The sequence below is a fragment of the Amycolatopsis anabasis genome (assembly GCF_009765355.1).
GTDB classification, from domain to species: domain Bacteria; phylum Actinomycetota; class Actinomycetes; order Mycobacteriales; family Pseudonocardiaceae; genus Amycolatopsis; species Amycolatopsis anabasis.
Window position 1 is genome coordinate 154,321 of record NZ_VTHK01000006.1, and the last position, 16,888, is coordinate 171,208.

Annotated in this window: 14 protein-coding genes; all 14 read right to left on the reverse strand. The window is 73.1% G+C overall.

The annotated features are described in order from the left end of the window. Window positions 1–78: 78 nt before the first annotated feature. The 14 genes from FXO23_RS10315 to FXO23_RS10385 all read right to left on the reverse strand — a co-directional run bounded on the left by FXO23_RS10315 (window position 79) and on the right by FXO23_RS10385 (window position 16,883). Complete coding sequence (locus FXO23_RS10315; RefSeq protein ID WP_158883325.1) at window positions 79–849, reverse strand: SDR family NAD(P)-dependent oxidoreductase; 771 nt, start codon at window positions 847–849, stop codon at window positions 79–81. Beyond that, window positions 846–1,550: an acetoacetate decarboxylase family protein gene (locus FXO23_RS10320; protein ID WP_158883327.1), complete on the reverse strand. Its 705-nt coding sequence runs from the start codon at window positions 1,548–1,550 to the stop codon at window positions 846–848. Before FXO23_RS10320 ends, FXO23_RS10315 begins: the two co-directional genes overlap by 4 nt. A gap of 9 nt (window positions 1,551–1,559) precedes the next feature. Next, window positions 1,560–2,459 (reverse strand): alpha/beta hydrolase, encoded by a 900-nt coding sequence (locus tag FXO23_RS10325; RefSeq protein WP_158883329.1) that lies wholly within the window; start codon window positions 2,457–2,459, stop codon window positions 1,560–1,562. Then, a complete protein-coding gene (locus FXO23_RS10330; RefSeq protein WP_158883331.1) occupies window positions 2,456–3,076 on the reverse strand; it encodes a TetR/AcrR family transcriptional regulator in 621 nt (206 codons plus the stop codon). Before FXO23_RS10330 ends, FXO23_RS10325 begins: the two co-directional genes overlap by 4 nt. Beyond that, window positions 3,073–4,422 (reverse strand): flavin-containing monooxygenase, encoded by a 1,350-nt coding sequence (locus tag FXO23_RS10335; protein WP_158883333.1) that lies wholly within the window; start codon window positions 4,420–4,422, stop codon window positions 3,073–3,075. The genes FXO23_RS10330 and FXO23_RS10335 overlap by 4 nt, the downstream gene beginning before the upstream one ends. Window positions 4,423–4,489: 67 nt before the next feature. Further along, on the reverse strand, window positions 4,490–5,821 hold the full coding sequence (locus FXO23_RS10340; RefSeq protein ID WP_158883335.1) for an NAD(P)/FAD-dependent oxidoreductase: 1,332 nt from the start codon (window positions 5,819–5,821) through the stop codon (window positions 4,490–4,492). Beyond that, window positions 5,818–6,615, reverse strand: a complete 798-nt coding sequence (locus FXO23_RS10350; protein ID WP_246257103.1) for a 4Fe-4S domain-containing protein — start codon at window positions 6,613–6,615, stop codon at window positions 5,818–5,820. Before FXO23_RS10350 ends, FXO23_RS10340 begins: the two co-directional genes overlap by 4 nt. Before the next feature lie 151 nt (window positions 6,616–6,766). After that, complete coding sequence (locus FXO23_RS10355) at window positions 6,767–8,317, reverse strand: serine/threonine protein kinase (RefSeq protein WP_158883337.1); 1,551 nt, start codon at window positions 8,315–8,317, stop codon at window positions 6,767–6,769. Between the two features lie 153 nt (window positions 8,318–8,470). Continuing rightward, a complete protein-coding gene (locus FXO23_RS10360) occupies window positions 8,471–10,612 on the reverse strand; it encodes a transglutaminase TgpA family protein (RefSeq protein WP_158883339.1) in 2,142 nt (713 codons plus the stop codon). Beyond that, window positions 10,609–11,751 carry a DUF58 domain-containing protein gene (locus tag FXO23_RS10365; protein ID WP_158883341.1) on the reverse strand — a complete coding sequence of 381 codons (1,143 nt, stop codon included), beginning with the start codon at window positions 11,749–11,751 and terminating at the stop codon, window positions 10,609–10,611. Before FXO23_RS10365 ends, FXO23_RS10360 begins: the two co-directional genes overlap by 4 nt. Further along, window positions 11,752–12,720 (reverse strand): AAA family ATPase, encoded by a 969-nt coding sequence (locus tag FXO23_RS10370; RefSeq protein WP_158883343.1) that lies wholly within the window; start codon window positions 12,718–12,720, stop codon window positions 11,752–11,754. Window positions 12,721–12,722: 2 nt separating this feature from the next. Beyond that, window positions 12,723–14,888 carry a fibronectin type III domain-containing protein gene (locus tag FXO23_RS10375; protein ID WP_158883345.1) on the reverse strand — a complete coding sequence of 722 codons (2,166 nt, stop codon included), beginning with the start codon at window positions 14,886–14,888 and terminating at the stop codon, window positions 12,723–12,725. Between the two features lie 58 nt (window positions 14,889–14,946). Further along, complete coding sequence (locus tag FXO23_RS10380) at window positions 14,947–16,203, reverse strand: sensor histidine kinase (protein ID WP_158883347.1); 1,257 nt, start codon at window positions 16,201–16,203, stop codon at window positions 14,947–14,949. Next, the gene (locus FXO23_RS10385) at window positions 16,200–16,883 is read right to left on the reverse strand and encodes a response regulator transcription factor (RefSeq protein ID WP_179956738.1); all 684 of its coding nucleotides are present in this window, start codon (window positions 16,881–16,883) and stop codon (window positions 16,200–16,202) included. Before FXO23_RS10385 ends, FXO23_RS10380 begins: the two co-directional genes overlap by 4 nt. Window positions 16,884–16,888 lie beyond the last annotated feature (5 nt).

Consider the following 16,888-nt stretch of genomic DNA (forward strand, 5'->3'; position numbering starts at 1 on the left):
CAGCACACCGGACGAACCCACCGCATCCCCGTACAGCGGCCAAGCCATCCGCGAAACGAACATCGGACCGGCGGCGGCTCAGCGGGCGGGCTGGACGTACCGGGTGATGAGCTTCCCGAGCAGCCGGGGCGCGAATCGCCGGGCGCGCCAGAGTTGCCGGGTTCCCAGGCTGGGGAAGAGGAACAGCGGTGCGCGCGGATCCGCGAGCGCCTGTTCGATGGCGTCGAGCACGACCGCCGGATCGGCGCCGGTCCGGCCACCGAGCACCGCGGGGTCGACCGCGCGCACGCCTTCGGCCAGCGGCGTCTCCACCTGATCGGGGCAGGCGCACAGCAACCGGACGCCGGTGCCCGCGGTTTCCTGGGCGAGCACTTCGCAGAACGCGGTCACCGCGAACTTCGACGCCGAATAGGCGGCGAGCCGCGGCGAGGGAAGCCAACCGGCGATGGAGCCGAACACGACCAGGGTGCCGTGGCCGCGTTCGACCATCGCCGGCACGGTCGCCCGCGAGAGGTGCACGGTGCCCAGGTAGTTGACCTCGAGCACGCGCCGCAGCACGTCCACCGGCTGCTCCAGCGCCCGGCCGATCCGGCACAGGCCGGCCGCGTGCACGACCAGTTCGATCGGGCCGAGTTCGCCGGTGGCCGCGGCGACCGCGTCGGCGACCGCGGCCCCGTCGGCGACGTCGCAGGCGTAGGTCCGCATGGCGGGCGCGCGCCGGGCGGTGCTTTCCAGGTTCGCGTGGTCGATGTCGAGGGCCGCCACCGGTTTTCCGGCGGCGGCCAGGCGCAGCGCGGCCAACCGGCCGAGCCCGCTGGCCGCACCGGTCACCAGGGCCGCGCCGGTCATCGGACCACCTCCGCGTCGGCGAAGGTCATCCGCATCTTGCCGATGCTGCTGGTGGCCAACGCCGTTCTGGGCAGTCCGAGGCGGCGGAGTTCCTGGGCGACCGGATGCTCCCCCAGGCGCAGCACCGTTCCGCCCGGCCGGGTCCGCACCCGGCCCGCCCGCAGGTCCCAGGGCGTGCGGCGGAGCACCCCGTCCCGGTAGGTGTAGGCGTCGATCGAAGCGGCCGCCCCGCGGCTGGGCACCGGGAGGCCGGGTTTGACGAGCAGGTCGGCGACCAGGTGGCCGTCGTGGCGGACCACGCAGCGTTTCGCGCGCCCGGCCAGCCGCAGCTCGATATCGGCCATTTCCTTGGGAAAGCCCCAGATCGACCGGCCCGCCGCCAAGGTGAACGGCTGGTTGACCGGCAACCAGTGGATGAACGCGCCGACACCGCGCCCCCGCGGGGACCGGATCAGGAACGCCACGCCGAACTCGTGGTACGGCCCCAGATCGCCGTCGAGGTAGCGGACGAACACCAGTGAGCACAGCGCGAAGCCGGGCACCGGCTCGGCGACGTCCACCCCGGCGTAGGCCAGCACCGGACGGGCCGCGCGGGCGCGGACGGCGAACATCGCCGAGCACGCGCCGGCGTCCCGGATGCGGACCGGCATGGTGATCCGCTCGCCCTGGACGAGATGGCCGTTTTCGGGTCGTGGAACCATCGTGCCTCCTCACCGCCGGAGGTGCCGGCGCAGGAAGGCGAGCTGGTGCTCGACCGCGGACCGGTACCACGGATTGCCCGGAAAAACGTCGAAGTGGTCGCAGGGGTAGTGCCGGACCTCGGCGCGACCGGCCCCGGCCGCCTTGATCGCCGCCCGCGGCGGGCTGCTGCGGTCGAGGTCGGCGATCTGCACCAGCAGCGGGCGGCGAATCCGGCGGGCATACCGGATCGGCCGGTACCCGCCGATCTCGAGGGCGGCGCACGCGTCGATCTCGTTCCGCCAGCTCGGCCCGGCCAGCGCGGTGTAGGTCTCGAACTGACCCGGCAGCGACAAGGCCGCGCCCGAGCCGGGCCGGCCGACCAGCGGCACCGGCGCCGCGGTCCGGCCGGACAGCCGGGCCGCCCAGCCGCGCGCGGCGGCCAGGGTGGCGCGGGCCAGCGCGCCCGGCCGGTGGTGGCGGAGCGCGTGCCGGGCGGCCGCGAGGCCGTCGGCCATCGGCACCAGCGCCACGATCGCGGCCACCGCGGTGTCCTGCGCCCCGGTCACCAGGACGTGGCCCCCGGCCAGGGACGCGCCCCAGAGCACGATGCGGCCGGGATCCACGCCGTCCCAGGCACGCGCGGCGGCCACCGCGGCCCGGTAGTCGGCCAGTTGCCGGGCGATCGACACGGTCTGGCGCGGCGTGCCGCCGCTGTCGGCGAAACCCCGGTAGTCGAACGCGAGCACCTCGAATCCGGCCCGGGCGAACTCGCCCGCGAAGGCATCGAGCCCGCAGTCCCGGGTCGCGCCGAATCCGTGGGCCATGACCACGCACGGGTGCCCGGCGCCGGAGCGCAAGGCGTCGTCGGCGGCCCGGAACCGCCACGCCGCGCAGGTGGTGTCACCCACCGGGAAGGGCGCGGGGATCATGGGTACCTGCCGTACAGGGTGCGCAGCCACACCGTCACCAGCGCTTCCCGGAGTTGGTCGACCGGCGCGGTCGACGGGCCGCCCCGGGAAAGCCGTTCCAGGGCGCGGTCGTTGAGTTCGAGCAGGATGGTGGCGAGCAGCCGGGCGTCCGGCCCGTCCGGGGCGCGCCCCGCCGCGCGCTCGCCCTCGATCATGGTCGCGATCTGCGGGATGAACGATTCGCGGTCGCGGTCCCACAACTCGCGCACGGTCTCGTCGGCGTCCCGGGCGTCGAGCATCGCCCGGAAGACGTGCCGGTGTTTCGCCCACGCCTCGAACAGGCCGGCGATCGTGCGCCCGATGCGCTCGGCCGGGGTGCCGTCCCCGCTGAGCAGGTTCTCGCTGGCGGTGAACGCCTCCTGGTACATCTCGTTGCACAGGGCGGCCACCGCGATGGCCTTGTTCTCGAAGTAGAAGTAGAACGCCGAACGCGTGACATCGGCCTTGCGGGAGATGTCCCGCACGTTGATCGAGGCGAGACTGCCCTCGCACAGCAACTGGTCGAGCGCGCGGAGCAGGGCCTTCCGCCGCTGGTCGCCCCGATTCGGCCGGCGGCGGTCCAGGACGTCCTCGTTCATCGGGCCCGTCCCGCGAGTGGCACCGGACCGCGTTCGCACACCCGTTTCCGGCCCGCCGGCAGTTCCCGGGTGCGGATGTCGTGCTCGTAGACGAAGTAGTCGACCTGCTGGGTGTGCCGCGGCCGGTCGGCGAAATGTCCCACGAACCGCTTCTCGTCCCGGGCGATGGTCCGCCGCATTTCCGCCGCCGCGGGCGGCCGGTAAATACCGGCGAGGTAGGCCGCCAGCAACCGCGCCTGGCATTCCACGAACGGGAAGAGCGTCGGCGTCGACTGGGCGAAACCGACGAAGGCGAGTTCGTCGACGCCGGGTTTGAACATCCGCTTGTACAGCGGCAGCCGGTTGTCCGGCGCGCTGAGGAAGTCCGGATCGAAGAACGGGAACGAGATGTTGTAGCCGGTGGCGTAGACGAGCACGTCGAATTCGGCGGACGTCCCGTCGGTGAAGTGCACCCGGGAGCCGTCGAGCCGCCTGATGTCCGGTTTCGCCGTGACGTCCCCGGAGCCGAGTCGCAGCGGCAACTCCTGCGACTGGGTGGGATGCGCCTCCAGGAAATGGTGGTTCGGCGTGGGCAAACCGAACCGTTCCGGCCGGCCGGTCAGCAGGACCGGGCTCTTCCGGGCCAGCCGGCGCTGCCAGGACAGCGGGAGGTGCGGACTGGTGGCGAAGAGCCGGTCGGCGGGGATGCCCATGATGTATTTCGGCACGATCCACGCGCTCGACCTGGTGGAAATGACCACGGTGTTGTTCAGGAAACGCTGGGAGAGTTCCACCGCGATATCGGCCGCGCTGTTGCCGATACCGACCACGAGAAGGCGTTTGCCGGACAGTTCCAGCGGGGTCGACGGGTCGATGTACTCGTGCGAGTGCATCGACCTACCGGTGAACTCTCCCGGGAAGTCCGGAAACCGCGGATCCCAGTGGTGCCCGTTCGCCACGACCAGGAAGTCGAAGTGGTGGGCCGCCCCGTCCGCCGTGCGGACTTCCCACCCGCCCCCGGGCAACCGGCGGGCGTGCTCCACCGAGGTCCGGAAGCGGATGTTCTCCTTGAGCGCGAAGGCATCCGCGTAGCTCTCCAGGTATTCCTTGACCTGCGAGTGGTGCGGGAAGTCGGGAAAGTGCCCGGGCATCGGGAAGTCCTGAAAGGACAGCCGGTGCTTGGACGTGTCGATGTGCAGCGATCGGTACGCGCTGGAGCGGCCGTTGGGGTTGCCGAACGCCCAGTTGCCGCCGATCCGGTCCGACGACTCGAAGCACACGTACGGGACGGCGTAGTCCGACAGCATCTTGCCGGCGCACAACCCGCTGATTCCCGCTCCGATGATGCAGGTCCTGGGCGCGGTCATCCTGCTCCGTCCTCGGCATTCGTCCCGTGTTCGGCACCAGGCACGCTACAAACTGGTTTGACACGTGTCAAGAACTACGAACACGCGTCGACTGCGGCGCGGGCCGCGGGGTGTCGGTTCGCTTGACCGGGGGGTCGGTCCGGATGCCTTGGGGCGCCGGTATTCGGGGCAACGCCGCAGTCGGGTCCCGCGGCGGAGGGTCGGTGGTGGCGTGGGCCGGTGGTTCGGCGGAGAGGTGCCGCTCCAGTTCGGCCGTCCAGTTCACCATGGCCGCCGGGTTGTCCCAGCCGAGCACGCCGACCAAGCGGTGTCCGGAGAGATATCCGGTGACGCTGGGCGTGCCCTCGTGCTGCAGCGTGACGGTGTACTGGCCCAGGGAAGGCATTCCGGCGGCCTGGATGCGGACGCCGAACTGTTCGGACCAGAACCGGGGAACCGGTTCGAACCGCCTCGCCTGGGCCGGCCCGGCGAGCAGGCTTTCGGCCGCGGCGCGGCCCATTTCCACCGCGTTCAACCAGTGTTCGACGCGCCGCGGCTGGGTGTCGAACCGGTGGTTGGGCCAGGCGGCGACGTCCCCCGCGGCGACGGCGTCGCTCGCGCCGACCACGTGGCAGTTCGGCCAGCACAGCACGCCGTCGCGCAGGTAGAGGTTGCTGCCGCGCAACCAGTCCACCGCCGGCACGCCGCCGATCGCGACGACCACGCAACCGGCCGTCAGCGGCTGCCCGGTGGACAGCAGCATCGTGACGCCGAACGGCTGCGAAAGCCATTGCAGCACTTCGGCGCCGGTGATCAACCGGACCCCGTTCTCCCGGTGCAGCCGGGTGACGCGCTCGCCGATCGCCGACCCCACGGCGCGGCCCAGCAGCGTCGTCGACCGGGAAACGATGGTCACGTCCCGGCCGAGTTCGCGCGCGGTCGCGGCCACCTCGCAGGCGGTGAAACCGCTGCCGATCACCGCTACCGGGCCGTTGTCGGCGGTCAGCGTGCGGCGCAACGCGACGGCGTCGTCCACGGTGCGCAGGACGTGCACCCTCGGGTTGTGCGCGGGCACGCCGGGCATCCGCCGCGCCTGCACCCCGGTGGCGATCACCAGGCCGTCGTAGCGCAGGTATTCCGAACCCCGCAGCTCGAGCACGTGCGAGGCGGTGTCCAGGCGTATCCCGGAAACCGCGTCCCGCCAGGACAGCTCCAGCGGCAGGTAGGAGCGCAGCCGGAGATCCGCCGGCGCCAGTTCCCCGGTGAGCAGGTGCTTGGACAGGGCGGGCCGGTGATACGGCCGGTGCCGCTCCTGGTTCACCATCACCACTTCCCCGCCGAATCCGAGTTCGCGCAGGCGTTCCGCCGCGCGCAGTCCGGCGACCCCGGCGCCGACCACCACGATCCGTTCCGCCGTCATCGCCTCGTCTCCACCGCGATCGCCTGCATCGGACAGCAGCGGGCGGCCATCCGCACCTCCTCGTTGTGCACCGGTTCCGGGTGCACGGCGTACTTCAGCTGCCCGCCCACCGTGATCTGGAAAACCCCGGCCGCTTCGCGCTCGCACACCCCGTACTGGTGGCAACGCCGGCTGTCGACGCTGACCACCAGCCCCGACCAGGGCGGGGGACTTCCTTCGGCCCGGCCCAGCCATCGAGCCGGGAGGAAGCGCAGGACCAGAACCACCGCGGTGGGCAGCAGCAACGCCACCACACCCACCGCCAAGACGGCGAGGTGCCCGTTCGCCACCGCGCCGAACACCGAGTGCACCGCGATCACGACGAGCGCCGTGTAGGCCAGCCGGTGCAACCACAACCACCGCCGCGGCGGCAGGAACCGGCGCACGGAGGTGGACAACGCGATGGCCAGCATCAGTTCGAGCCCGACGATGCCGAACGCGTGCCGCAGCAGCCCGCCTTCGGCGAAGGGCACGGTCAGCCGGACGACGTCGAACGGTTGGCGCGCCAGGAACAGGAACGTGGCGGCGTGGATGCAGCCGAACGCCAGCGCGAGCGTGGCGAAAACCAGGTGACCGCTCGTCGTCGCCTTCGACCCGCTGAGCCCCCGCAACCACCCCGTCCGGACGAACACTCCCCAGGACAGGGCGAAGCAGGTCAGGGCGAAAGACAGGCGAGCGGACAACGCGGCGAGTTGCCGCAGGCCGACGTCCTCGGGTGGAATAACAGGAGCAGCGAGAAAGAACGTATTGATCATGAAGAATTCCATTGTTCGACAGACCGCAATAGCGCGCGTCGCAGTAGCGACTATTTCAGGGTTGCCGAGCATTCCGCCGGGCGACATCGAATTGGCAGGTTGCTGTCGATTTCGGTGGCGGAACTAGGGATTTCTTCGGGCGGGGATTTCGCTACGGGCGGCAGACCGCGCCGCGCACCGGCTTCGGCTGGCTTTCGTAGAGCTGCCGGCTGTCGGTCGCCTGGATCTGGAAGCAGTACTTGCGGACCGGGTCGACCGGCACGGTCAGGGTGTGGCTCCGGTTCGCCAGCACGACGTGGTTCGGCTCGCCTTCCGCGGCGACGACGACCGCGAAGTCGAGCGGCGCCTGCGCGCTCGTCCAGTTCAGGACCACCTGGTTGCCGAGATCGGTCGGCGGGGCCAGCTCGAGCTGCACGGCCGCGGCCGCCTGCTGCGCCGGTTTCGACGCCGCCGACGGCAGTTGCGGGGTGACGTCGAGCTCGTCGGGGGAATCTCCCGGGCCGATCACCAGGACCGCGCCCGCCGCCACCACCGTCGCCGCCACGGCTCCGGCGCCCGCGAGCACCAAGCCGCGCGGCAGCCGCCGCCCCGCACCGATCCGCGGTCCCTTGTGGACGATCGGCTCGGTGGGTGGTTCCGCGGCGGGTACCGCGACGGCGGGTTCGGGCGGCATCGCGCGCTCGGCGGGCTGGTCGGGCCCGAAGTCGTCGAACTCGGTGTCCACCTCCGAGTCGGCCACCGGTTCGGGCATCGGTTCGGGTTCCGGGACGGCTTCCGTCGCCGGTTCGGGTTCCGGTTCGGGCACCGGGATGGCTTCGGTGTCCGGTTCCGGTAGCGGAATGGCTTCGGTGTCCGGCTCGGTGTCCGGCTCGGCCGGGAGCGGCGGTGGTGGTACCGGAAGGTCCGGCCGCCCAGGCCGGTAGGCGATCATCTCCGCCAGCCGGCCCGCGACCCAGGCGGCGTCCTTCGGCCGGTTGGCCGGATCGGCGGCCAGCAGGCGTCCGACCACTGTGGACAGTTCCACCGGAACGTCCGGCCGGTGGATCGCGGGCACCGGGGTGCTCAGGATCCGCAGCACCCGGTCGTCCGGGCGCTCGCCGAGCCTGCCGGGCAGCGGCGCGGATCCGGTCAACGCGATGTGCAGCACCGCGCCGAGGCCGTAGAGGTCGGTGCGCTCGTCCAGCACTTCGGTGCGCAGGGTTTCCGGTGGCAGGCATTCCAGCGCCCGCGCCGGATCCCGGGGAAACGCCTGGCGCAGGGTCACGCCGAAGTCGGCGAGCACCGGCTGCCCGGTCGACCGGAACAGCACGTTGGCCGGGGTCACCCCGCCGTGCACCACCCCGGCGCCGTGCGCCGCGGCGAGCGCGGTGGCCAGCGCGTGGCCGAGCACCACCGCGTCGGCGGCGCCGAGCGGGCCGGACCAGCCGACCAGCGTCTCCAGCGACTGGGTGCACCGCTCCATCCGCAGCGCGTGCCTGCCGTCGGGCAGCTGCTCGACGCCCTCGGGCACCAGGATCGACGGCGCCGGCCCGGTGCGGCGCAGCCGGTCGAGCTCCCGCTCCACCGCGGCCAGCGTGCGCCGGTCGAAGCGGGACGGGAACACCTTGAGCGCCACCGGATTCCCGCCGGACAGCCCGGCATGAACGGTCGCGACCGGACCGGCGCCGATCGGGCCGCCGCGCCCGTCCGGGATCGTCGCCATCGACGCCTCGCCTCCTCCTCCGCTAGCTGCCGACCCGGTTCTCGGGGAAGTCCCGCCAGGTCATGGTAGGCCGGTCCCCGCACCGCGGGGGCCGTCGGCAGCAAGCTGTCGCCGCCGCCTCCACCCGGTCCCGGAACACACTCACGACCCCGCCTAGGCGCGGGAGAGTGCCGGTTCCCGGGCGAAGAGCAGGCCGCGCGGGTCCAGGGCGGCGCGCAGGCGGGCGGTGCGCGGCCGGTCGGCGAGGCCGCGGCGGATCGCGGCGACCGCGCCCCAGGCTTGCCGCAGCGTGCCGTCGTCGGCTTCGTCGCCCGACCACAGCGCGATGTCCACCTGCCCGGCCAGCCAGATCAGACCGTCCACAACGGACTGGTGCACCACCGGCGAGGCGGACGCGGCGAGGTCGCGGACGGTGGCGCCGGGTACGCACGGCACACCGTGCGCGCGCAGCAGGTCCCGTGCCTCCCGCCAGGCCGCGACCACGCCTTCGGTGCCGATCCGGCGACGGCGTCGCCGCGTGCGCAGCAGTTTCGTCACCGGGACGCTCGCGGCCGCGGCCAGCGCCAGGACCAACAGTCCAATGAGGACGGACAGCACCAGCCAGACCAGCCGCGGCCGGTCCGAATCCGAGTCCGGCGCGGAGTCGTCGGCCCGCGGCAGCGGTGGATCGATCAGGTCTGGCGGCGGCGGGAGTTCGGCGCGGGCCTGCGCGGTCGCGGCGGCCAGCCCGACCGGTGCGGCACCGGAGGCGCCCGCCGCACCGGTCGGGTCCAGCGGCACCCAGCCGACGCCGGCCACCGCGACTTCCGGCCACGCGAGCACGTCGCCGTCGCGCACGGTGGCCGTGCCGTCCGGGCCCGGCGCCGGAGCGCGGAACCCGACCGCGAGCCGGGCCGGGATGCCGACGATCCTGGCCAGCGCGACGTAGGCCGCGGCGAACTGCTCGCTGGTGCCGCGTTTGCTGCCGAGCAGGAACTTCCGCAGCTGCGGCCAGCCCGCGCCGGTCGGCAGGTCGGCGCCGGTCGCGACCTGGTAGTGCTCGCTCAGGAACCGTTCCAGCACCAGCGCCGCGCGGAACGACGGCCGCAGGCCGGCGACCGCGGTGCGCGCCAGTTCGTCGATGCCCGGTGGCACCACGCCGAGTCCCCCGGTCGCGGCCTGGGGATCCATCGCGGCGTCCTGCAGCGCGCCCGGATCGACGCGCGGCTCCCGCCAGGTCAGCCCGTAGTCGAGCGGTCCGGCCCGGTCCGGTCGCAGCAGCATGCCGGAAGCGGGGTCGATCAGCGGAGCGATCCCGGTGACCGACGCGGGCGCGGCCTGGCTCGGCAGCCACGGCCCGGCGGCGGGCGGCAGCGCGACCCGCGCGGTGTGCTCGGCGGTCGGCACGGTCATCGACGGATCGGGGCCCAGCGCGGTGCCCAGCCGCCGGTACCGCGCGGTCGCCTGCCACGACACGCCGTCGAAACCGTCGAGCACCACCAGCCGCCAGCGATCCACCGGCGCAGACGCGGTGTAGCTGAACACCGGCGTGCCGGGGGTGTCCAGCCGGGCCGCGATCTCGTCGAGCGGATTGGTGACGCTCGCCGGTGGCACCGGCACGGAATCGTTCTGGTGCAAGGAATACGCGGGCTGGTTGCCCTTGTCGACGGCGGTCACCGCGGCCGCGGCGCCCACGCCGAGCAGCACGGCCGACACCAACCCGAGCACGACGGCACGCCGTCCGGCGGGCCGCCTCCGGCACGTTACGGCGAGCAATGTTCCCGCGATAGCAAAGAAAACCAGGCCCGCGACCGTCGCGAGTGGACCGGACAGCGCGACATACGCCTGGCTCAGCCCGAGCAGGGCGAGCGAGGGCAGGAGCGCGAACAGCGGCCACCGCAGCAGTTCGACGCCGATGATCGCGACCACCAGGACGGCCAGCGGCACGAACAGCAGCAGCGACGCTTCGGGGCGCGCGGGCCACGTCGACTGCAGCGTCAGCTGCCACGAGTCCGTCACCCCGGACACCAGCGCCCGCACCGTCGCACCGGTCGGCAGCCCGGCCCGGGTCGTGCCGTGCAGCACCGTCTCGGCGAGCCCCAGCAACCCCAGCGCGAGCGCCAGCACCGGCCGCCACGGCGCCAGCGCGGCGACCCGCGCGGCGAGTTCGTTCGCCGCCAGGCACGCGACGGCCACCACCGCCAGCGGCAGGAGCAGCGCCGAGATCCCGAACACCGGGGCGAACAGCAGACCGGGCAGCACCGCCGCCGCCAGCACGGCTCCCTGCGCCGCACGGGCGCCCGCGTGCTGGTTCATCGCGCGACCACCGTGTTCCACCGGGCCGCCGCCTCGGCCGCGTCCGCCGCCGACAACACCGTCACCCCGGGCAGCCGCACCCCGGACGCCCGCGCGCCGAGCACGATCACGACGACCCTCGAGTACCACGACCGCACGGCCGCGAACACCCCGCGGTCGACCGGCGCCGACGCGGTCGTCACCACGGCGAGCCCGCCTCCCCAGCCGCGCCGCAACGCCTCCGGCACCAGCGCCAGCCCGGCGTCCTCCGCCGGGTTGAGCACGCACAGTTCGTCGAGCATCCGCCGGACCGCCGGCGCGCCGCCGCGCGTTTTCACGTCCACCCCGCACGGGGTGCCCAGCCGGCACCAGTGGTCGGCCGACGCGGCGGCCGACACGAGCGACGCGGCGACCTCCACGGCCGCCTCGAACGGCGCCGGATCACCGGCTTCGCGCCGCGTGTCCAGGATCGTGGTGAGCCGGGGCTGGTCGGGGTCGGCGTAGTCGCGGACCATCAGCCGCCCGGTGCGCGCGGTCGCCTTCCAGTGCAGGTGCCGGACTTCGTCGCCGGGCTGGTATTCGCGAACCTCGCGCAGATCGAACGACCCGCGCAGCGCGTTGTCGGCGACCGCGCCCTCGTGGTGGTGCCGCGCCGGGCCGCCCGTGATCGCGCGCATGGCGTGCACCCGCGGGTACACCCACAGCGTCCCGGCGCCGCCTGCGGTCAGCCGCCGCCTGCTGAGCCCGAGCGGATCGCCCCGGTCCAGGGTGAGCGGGCCGACCTGGTGCCGCCCGCGCCGCTGCGTCGGCAGTTCGTAGTGGTGCACGGCTTCCGCGTACGGCGCGAGCGCCCGCACCGCCACCGAACGGAACCCGTCGCCGAGGCGGTCGCCCGCGGTGAACGCCGCCTGCCGCCGGCCGCCGGGATTGCGCACGCGCAGCTTCGCGAGCGCGGGCCGTCCGACCTCGACCCGGTCCGGATGCACCTGCCTGGTCACCGCGACCCGCGGGCGGCGCCCGGTCGTGACTGCCGCGGCCACCACCGCGCCGAGCGCCGCGGATCCCATGGCCAGGAACAACGGGTACCCGGCCACCTGGCCCGCGGCGAACAGCACCGGCGCCGCCACGAGCACGGCCACCCCGCGTCCGGTCAGCCGCATCTAGCCCCCCGCACCGGTCAGCCGGGGCACCGGCACCGCGGCGAGCACCTCGTCGAGCACGTCGTCCGGCCGCCGCTGGTTCAGTTCGGCGTCGGGGGTGAGGATCAGCCGGTGCACGAGCACCGGCTTCGCGACGCTCTTGACGTCGTCCGGCGTGACGAACGCGGAACCCCGGGTGGCCGCCATGGCCTGCGCGGCCCGCACCAGCGCGACGCTGCCGCGGGGGCTCGCGCCGTACCGGACGTCGACGTGCTCGCGGGTGGCCGCGGCGAGTTTGGCCGCGTACTCGCACAGCGCCCGGTCGACGCGCAACGCGCGCACCTGCGCGACGGCGTCCAGCAGCGTCGGCAGATCCACCACCGGCGACAGGTCGTCCGGGCCGATCCCGGCGCAGTCGCTCATGATCACCATGATCTCCGCGGCGAGATCCGGGTAGCCGACCCGCAACCGCATCAGGAACCGGTCGAGCTGGGCCTCCGGCAGCCGGTAGGTGCCCTCCATCTCGATCGGGTTCTGCGTGGCGATCACCAGGAACGGCCGCGGCACCTCGTGCCGCACCGAATCCACGGTGACCGTCCGCTCGGCCATCACCTCCAGCAGCGCCGACTGCGTTTTCGGCGTGCCGCGGTTGATCTCGTCGGCGAGCACCACGTTGGCGAAGATGCCGCCGGGGTGGAACTCGAACCGTTCGGTGTGCTGGTGGTACACCGGCACTCCGGTGATGTCGCCGGGCAGCAGATCGGGCGTGAACTGGATGCGGTTCCAGCTCCCGCCGATGCTGCGCGCGAGGCACCGGGCCAGGGTCGTCTTGCCCAGCCCGGGGACGTCCTCGACGAGCAGGTGCCCCTCGACCAGCAGCGCGGCCACCGCGAGCCGCACCACGTCGGGCTTGCCGCGAATCACCCGCTGCACGTTGGCGGAGATCCGCTCGCAGACCTCGGCCACCGGTACCGGCGGTGCCTGGTGCATCCTCACTCCCACCTGATCTTGTTGGAGGTGACCGTGCCTTCCGGCGTGCTGACCGAGACCCACACGGAATTGCCGGGCACGTCGTAGTTGAGTTCGTTGTACTGCGCGGAGCCGTCCGGGCCGGTGGTCGCGCTCTCGTTGTTGTTGACGTCGGGGTTGTCGTCCGAACTCAACCTGAGCTTGTAGGTCGTGTTCGGCGCGAAACCCTTCATCGACACGTTCACGAAGGCGCAGTTCGGGGCGTGGCAGTTGTCGGAGGTGGTGTCCCGGCCGCGGCTGATCGTGATGCTCCGCGCCGGCAGGGTGATCGATTTCGATCCGGCCGCGCCGGTCAGCGTCTGGCCGCCCGCGCTGGTCACCGCGCGGACGGTGTAGGTGTAGGTCTTCCCGGCGGTCAGCCCGCTGAACGTCGTGCTGGTGCCGGTCACCTTCTGCTCGGCCGCGCCGGTCCCGCTGACCAGGTAGTGCTGGAGCGTGCCGCCGCCGAGATCGGGCTGGTTCCACCGCACGGTCGCGGTGCCGCCGGAGTGGGTCACGGTGACCGCCGGTGCGGACGCGGCCGCCGCCGGGGTCACCGGCGCGGCCGACGCCCCCGGTCCGGTGCCCGCCTTGTTGGTCGCGGCCACGGTGACCGTGTACCGCGTGCCGTTGGTCAGGCCGGTCAGCGTCGTGCGCCTGCTGTCGCCGCCGACCGTCGTGGACCCGCTGCCGCCACTCGAAGTCCACGAGACGTGGTACGCCGTGACGGGTGCGCGGTTGTCCGGCGCGGCGCCCCAGCTGACGGTCACCGATCCGTTGCCCGGGGCCGCGGACACCGCGGGCGGCGCGCCGGGCGGGGCCGCCGGGATCGCCGGCCCCTGCGGCTGCGGTTTCGGCTTCTGCGGCGGTTTGGGATCCTGGCCGGTGGTCCCGGCCGGAACCGGGTTGGCCGGGTTCCGCCGCCCGTCCGGTGGCCGCGGATCGGTCGCCTGCTGCTCGACCGGCGGGCCGGGCCGGTCGCCCGGCGGGGTGCCCGGCTGCTCGCCGGGCTTGCCCTCGGCGGGCGCCACCGGGACGTCGGAGACCTTGCCGTCGTGGTCCACCACGAGCACGTGCGTGCCCTGGCCGCCTTCGACGTACAACCGGGAATCCGCTCCCCGGGTCAGCCGCGGTTCGCCGCCGGAGTCCCGCGGAATCGGTTTGGCGTCGGTCTGCTTGCCGGTGGCGTCGAAGGTCACCACGGTTCCGTTGCCGCGGTTGACCATCGCGACCGCCGAGCCGGTCGACGCGGGGCCGTCGTAGTCCCCGGCCGGCAGCGGTACGGTGACCGGCTTCGCCGCCGGGGTGCCCGGGTCGACGAGGTGCAGCTGGTGGGTCGCCCGGTCGAAGATCGCGACCTTGCCCGCGACGTCGTTCGCGGCGGGCCGGGACTGCGGCGAAGTCGCCACGCCCAGCGGCACCGCGCCGCCCAGTCCTTCCGCGCCCACGGCATGCAGCGTGCCGTCGGTCGTGTCGACGAACCTCGGTTTGTCGCGGACCATGGTCAGCGCCCCGGTGTGCCGCTGCGGCACGGCGACCGGGCAGGACGTGATGCGGTCCGCGCCCCTCGGCAGGCTGCACAGCAATCCGGCCGTCGTGCGGAAGAGCCACAGCGTGCCGTCGGCCGTGGCCACCGGATCGCCGAGCGGACCGCCCGCGGCGATCGTCGCACCCGGATCACCGAGCCGGACGATCTGCCCGACATCGCGGTACACCAGGTACGGACCGCCCGGGATTTCCAGCGGATACGGCACTTCCGCGCTCGGCGGCGTGGACGTCGCCTCGACGGAGAGGGTCGACTTGCCGAACTCGGTGATCCGGGACCTGCCCACGACGAAACCGCTGCTGTCGCCCTGCACGACCTGGCTGCCCGCCTCGCCGGGCACCTGGGCCTGCGCGTCGATGTTCGCCGTGGCGCCGTCGAGGTGGAAAGCGGCTTGCAGCACGGAGTTGTAGACCCAGTGGCCCTGCGGCAGGAACTCCAGCCCGGACGGCGACATCGCGGCGCCGGTGACCGCGGCCACCACGCCGGATCCGCAGGCGATCACGAGCAGTATCACCGGAACGCGCTGTCGCCAGGACCGCGTTTTCGACCGCGACGGCCGGGTGCTGCTGGCGACCAGCTTCCGGCGCGGTCTCCCCTCTGTCACGCGGAGGAGGCTAGCGAGCCCGTTCGGGAGCGGTCCCGGACATGGCACCAAACGGCCGTCAGCGGGCGGGTTCGGCCAGCGGCAGGGTCAGTTCGAAGATCGCGCCGCCCTCGTCGGCGTTGTAGACGTCCAGCCGCCCGCCGTGCGCCTGCGCGACCCAGCGCACGATCGACAGCCCGAGCCCGCTCGATCCGGTCGAGCGGAACCGGTCGAGCACCTCGTCGGCCAGTTCGTCCGCCACCCCGGGGCCGTGGTCGGCCACCGTGACGCGGCCGTTCGCGACGGTGATGTGCACGGTCGCGGGCTGGCCGGGCTGGCGCCCGTAACGCAGGGCGTTGTCCAGCAGGTTGGCGATCGCCCGGCGCACCAGCTGCGGGTCGGCCCGCACCAGCGTCGGCGCCGCGGTCACCGTGACGCTTGCGCCCGTGGTGTCGGTGTCGTCGACCAGCACGCCGACGAGCTGGTCGAGCCACACCGGCTGCACGGCCAGCTGGTCGACCCCGGCGGCGAGCCGCGCCCGCACCAGCAGGCTTTCGATGATGTCGCCCATCTGGGCGGCGAGCTGCACCGCGCGCGGCACGAACTCCGCCTGGGTGTCGGGATGGCGCATCGCGGTCTCCGCCACCGCGCGCAGCGAAGCGACCGGCGTGCGCAGATCGTGCGCGGTCTCGGCGAGCAGGACCTCCTGCTGTTCCAGCGCCGCGGCCGCGGGCCGGATCGCCCGGGTGGACAGCACGTGCCCGACCAGGGCCAGGGCGCCGATCAGCAGGACGCAGCCGCCGACCACCAGCCACACGAACCGGACGTGCGCGGCGCGGGCGCTCGCGGTGTCCGCCACCGCGACGATCGCGCCGATGTGCTGCCCGGTGCTGTTGCGGATCGGGTCCGCGCGGACCCGGACCTCCCGGTCGTTGGTGAGCTGCACGGTCCCGTGCTGGGAGAAACCCGTTTCCGCGGCCTTGGCGGCGAGGCCGCCGAGGGTTTCGGCGGGAACTTGGACGCAGGTGCGGGCGCTGTAGTACGGCGCGAACGATCCGGCTCCCGCGGGCAGCACGGCGAACTGCGGGCACTCGTTGCTCGCGGGATCGGAGGGGAGGTACCCGGTGACGAGGGTGCCCTGATCGAGCTGGACCAGCCGGGACGCGACCGCGGTGACCCGCGACAGCTCCCCGTCCAGCTCCGACCAGGTCCGGTCGGAGTTGTTGGCGACGGCCAGCCCCGCGAACACCACCAGCCCCGCCGCGTTGATCGCGGTGAACATCCCGGTCAGCAGCAGCCGGAGCCGGCGGAGCCGGTCCGCCGCGGATCGCCTCATGAGCCCTCCCCGCCGAGCAGGTAGCCCCGGCCGCGCACGGCGTGGATCAGGTTGGGCGCGCCCAGTTTCCGGCGCAGCCGCACGATCACGGCGTCGACGACGTTGGACATCGGATCGGCGTCCTCGTCCCAGCAGTGCTCGATCAGCTCGGTGCGGGTGATGACCCGATCCGGCCGCACGGCGAGATATTCGAGCACGGCGAACTCCCGGTGGGAGAGCATCAGCAACGCGCCCGCCCGCCGGGTTTCCCTTCGGGCGCAGTCGATCTCGAGGTCGGCGTAGCGCAGGATCGGCGGCCTGCCGGGGCCGCTCCGGGTCAGCCTCCGCACCCGCGCGGTCAGCACCGCCATCGGAAACGGCTTGACCAGGTAGTCGTCGGCGCCGACCGCGAAACCGTCGAAGATGTCGCCGCCGGTGTCGCGCGCGGTCAGGAACAGCACCCGCACCGGCCAGCCGTCGCGGCGGCGGGCGCGCACGTAATGCAGGGCGTCGCCGTCGGGCAGCATCCGGTCCAGCACCACGCAGTCGGGGTCGCCCCGGCGCAGGATCGCGTCCGCCGCCGCGAGATCGGCCGCCGCGGCCACCTGGTACCCGGCCGCGCCCAGTTCGGCGCACACCGAAGCGCGCAGGTCGTTGTCGTCCTCGACCACCAGCACCCGCTCCGGACGGCTCGTTGTCATCGAAT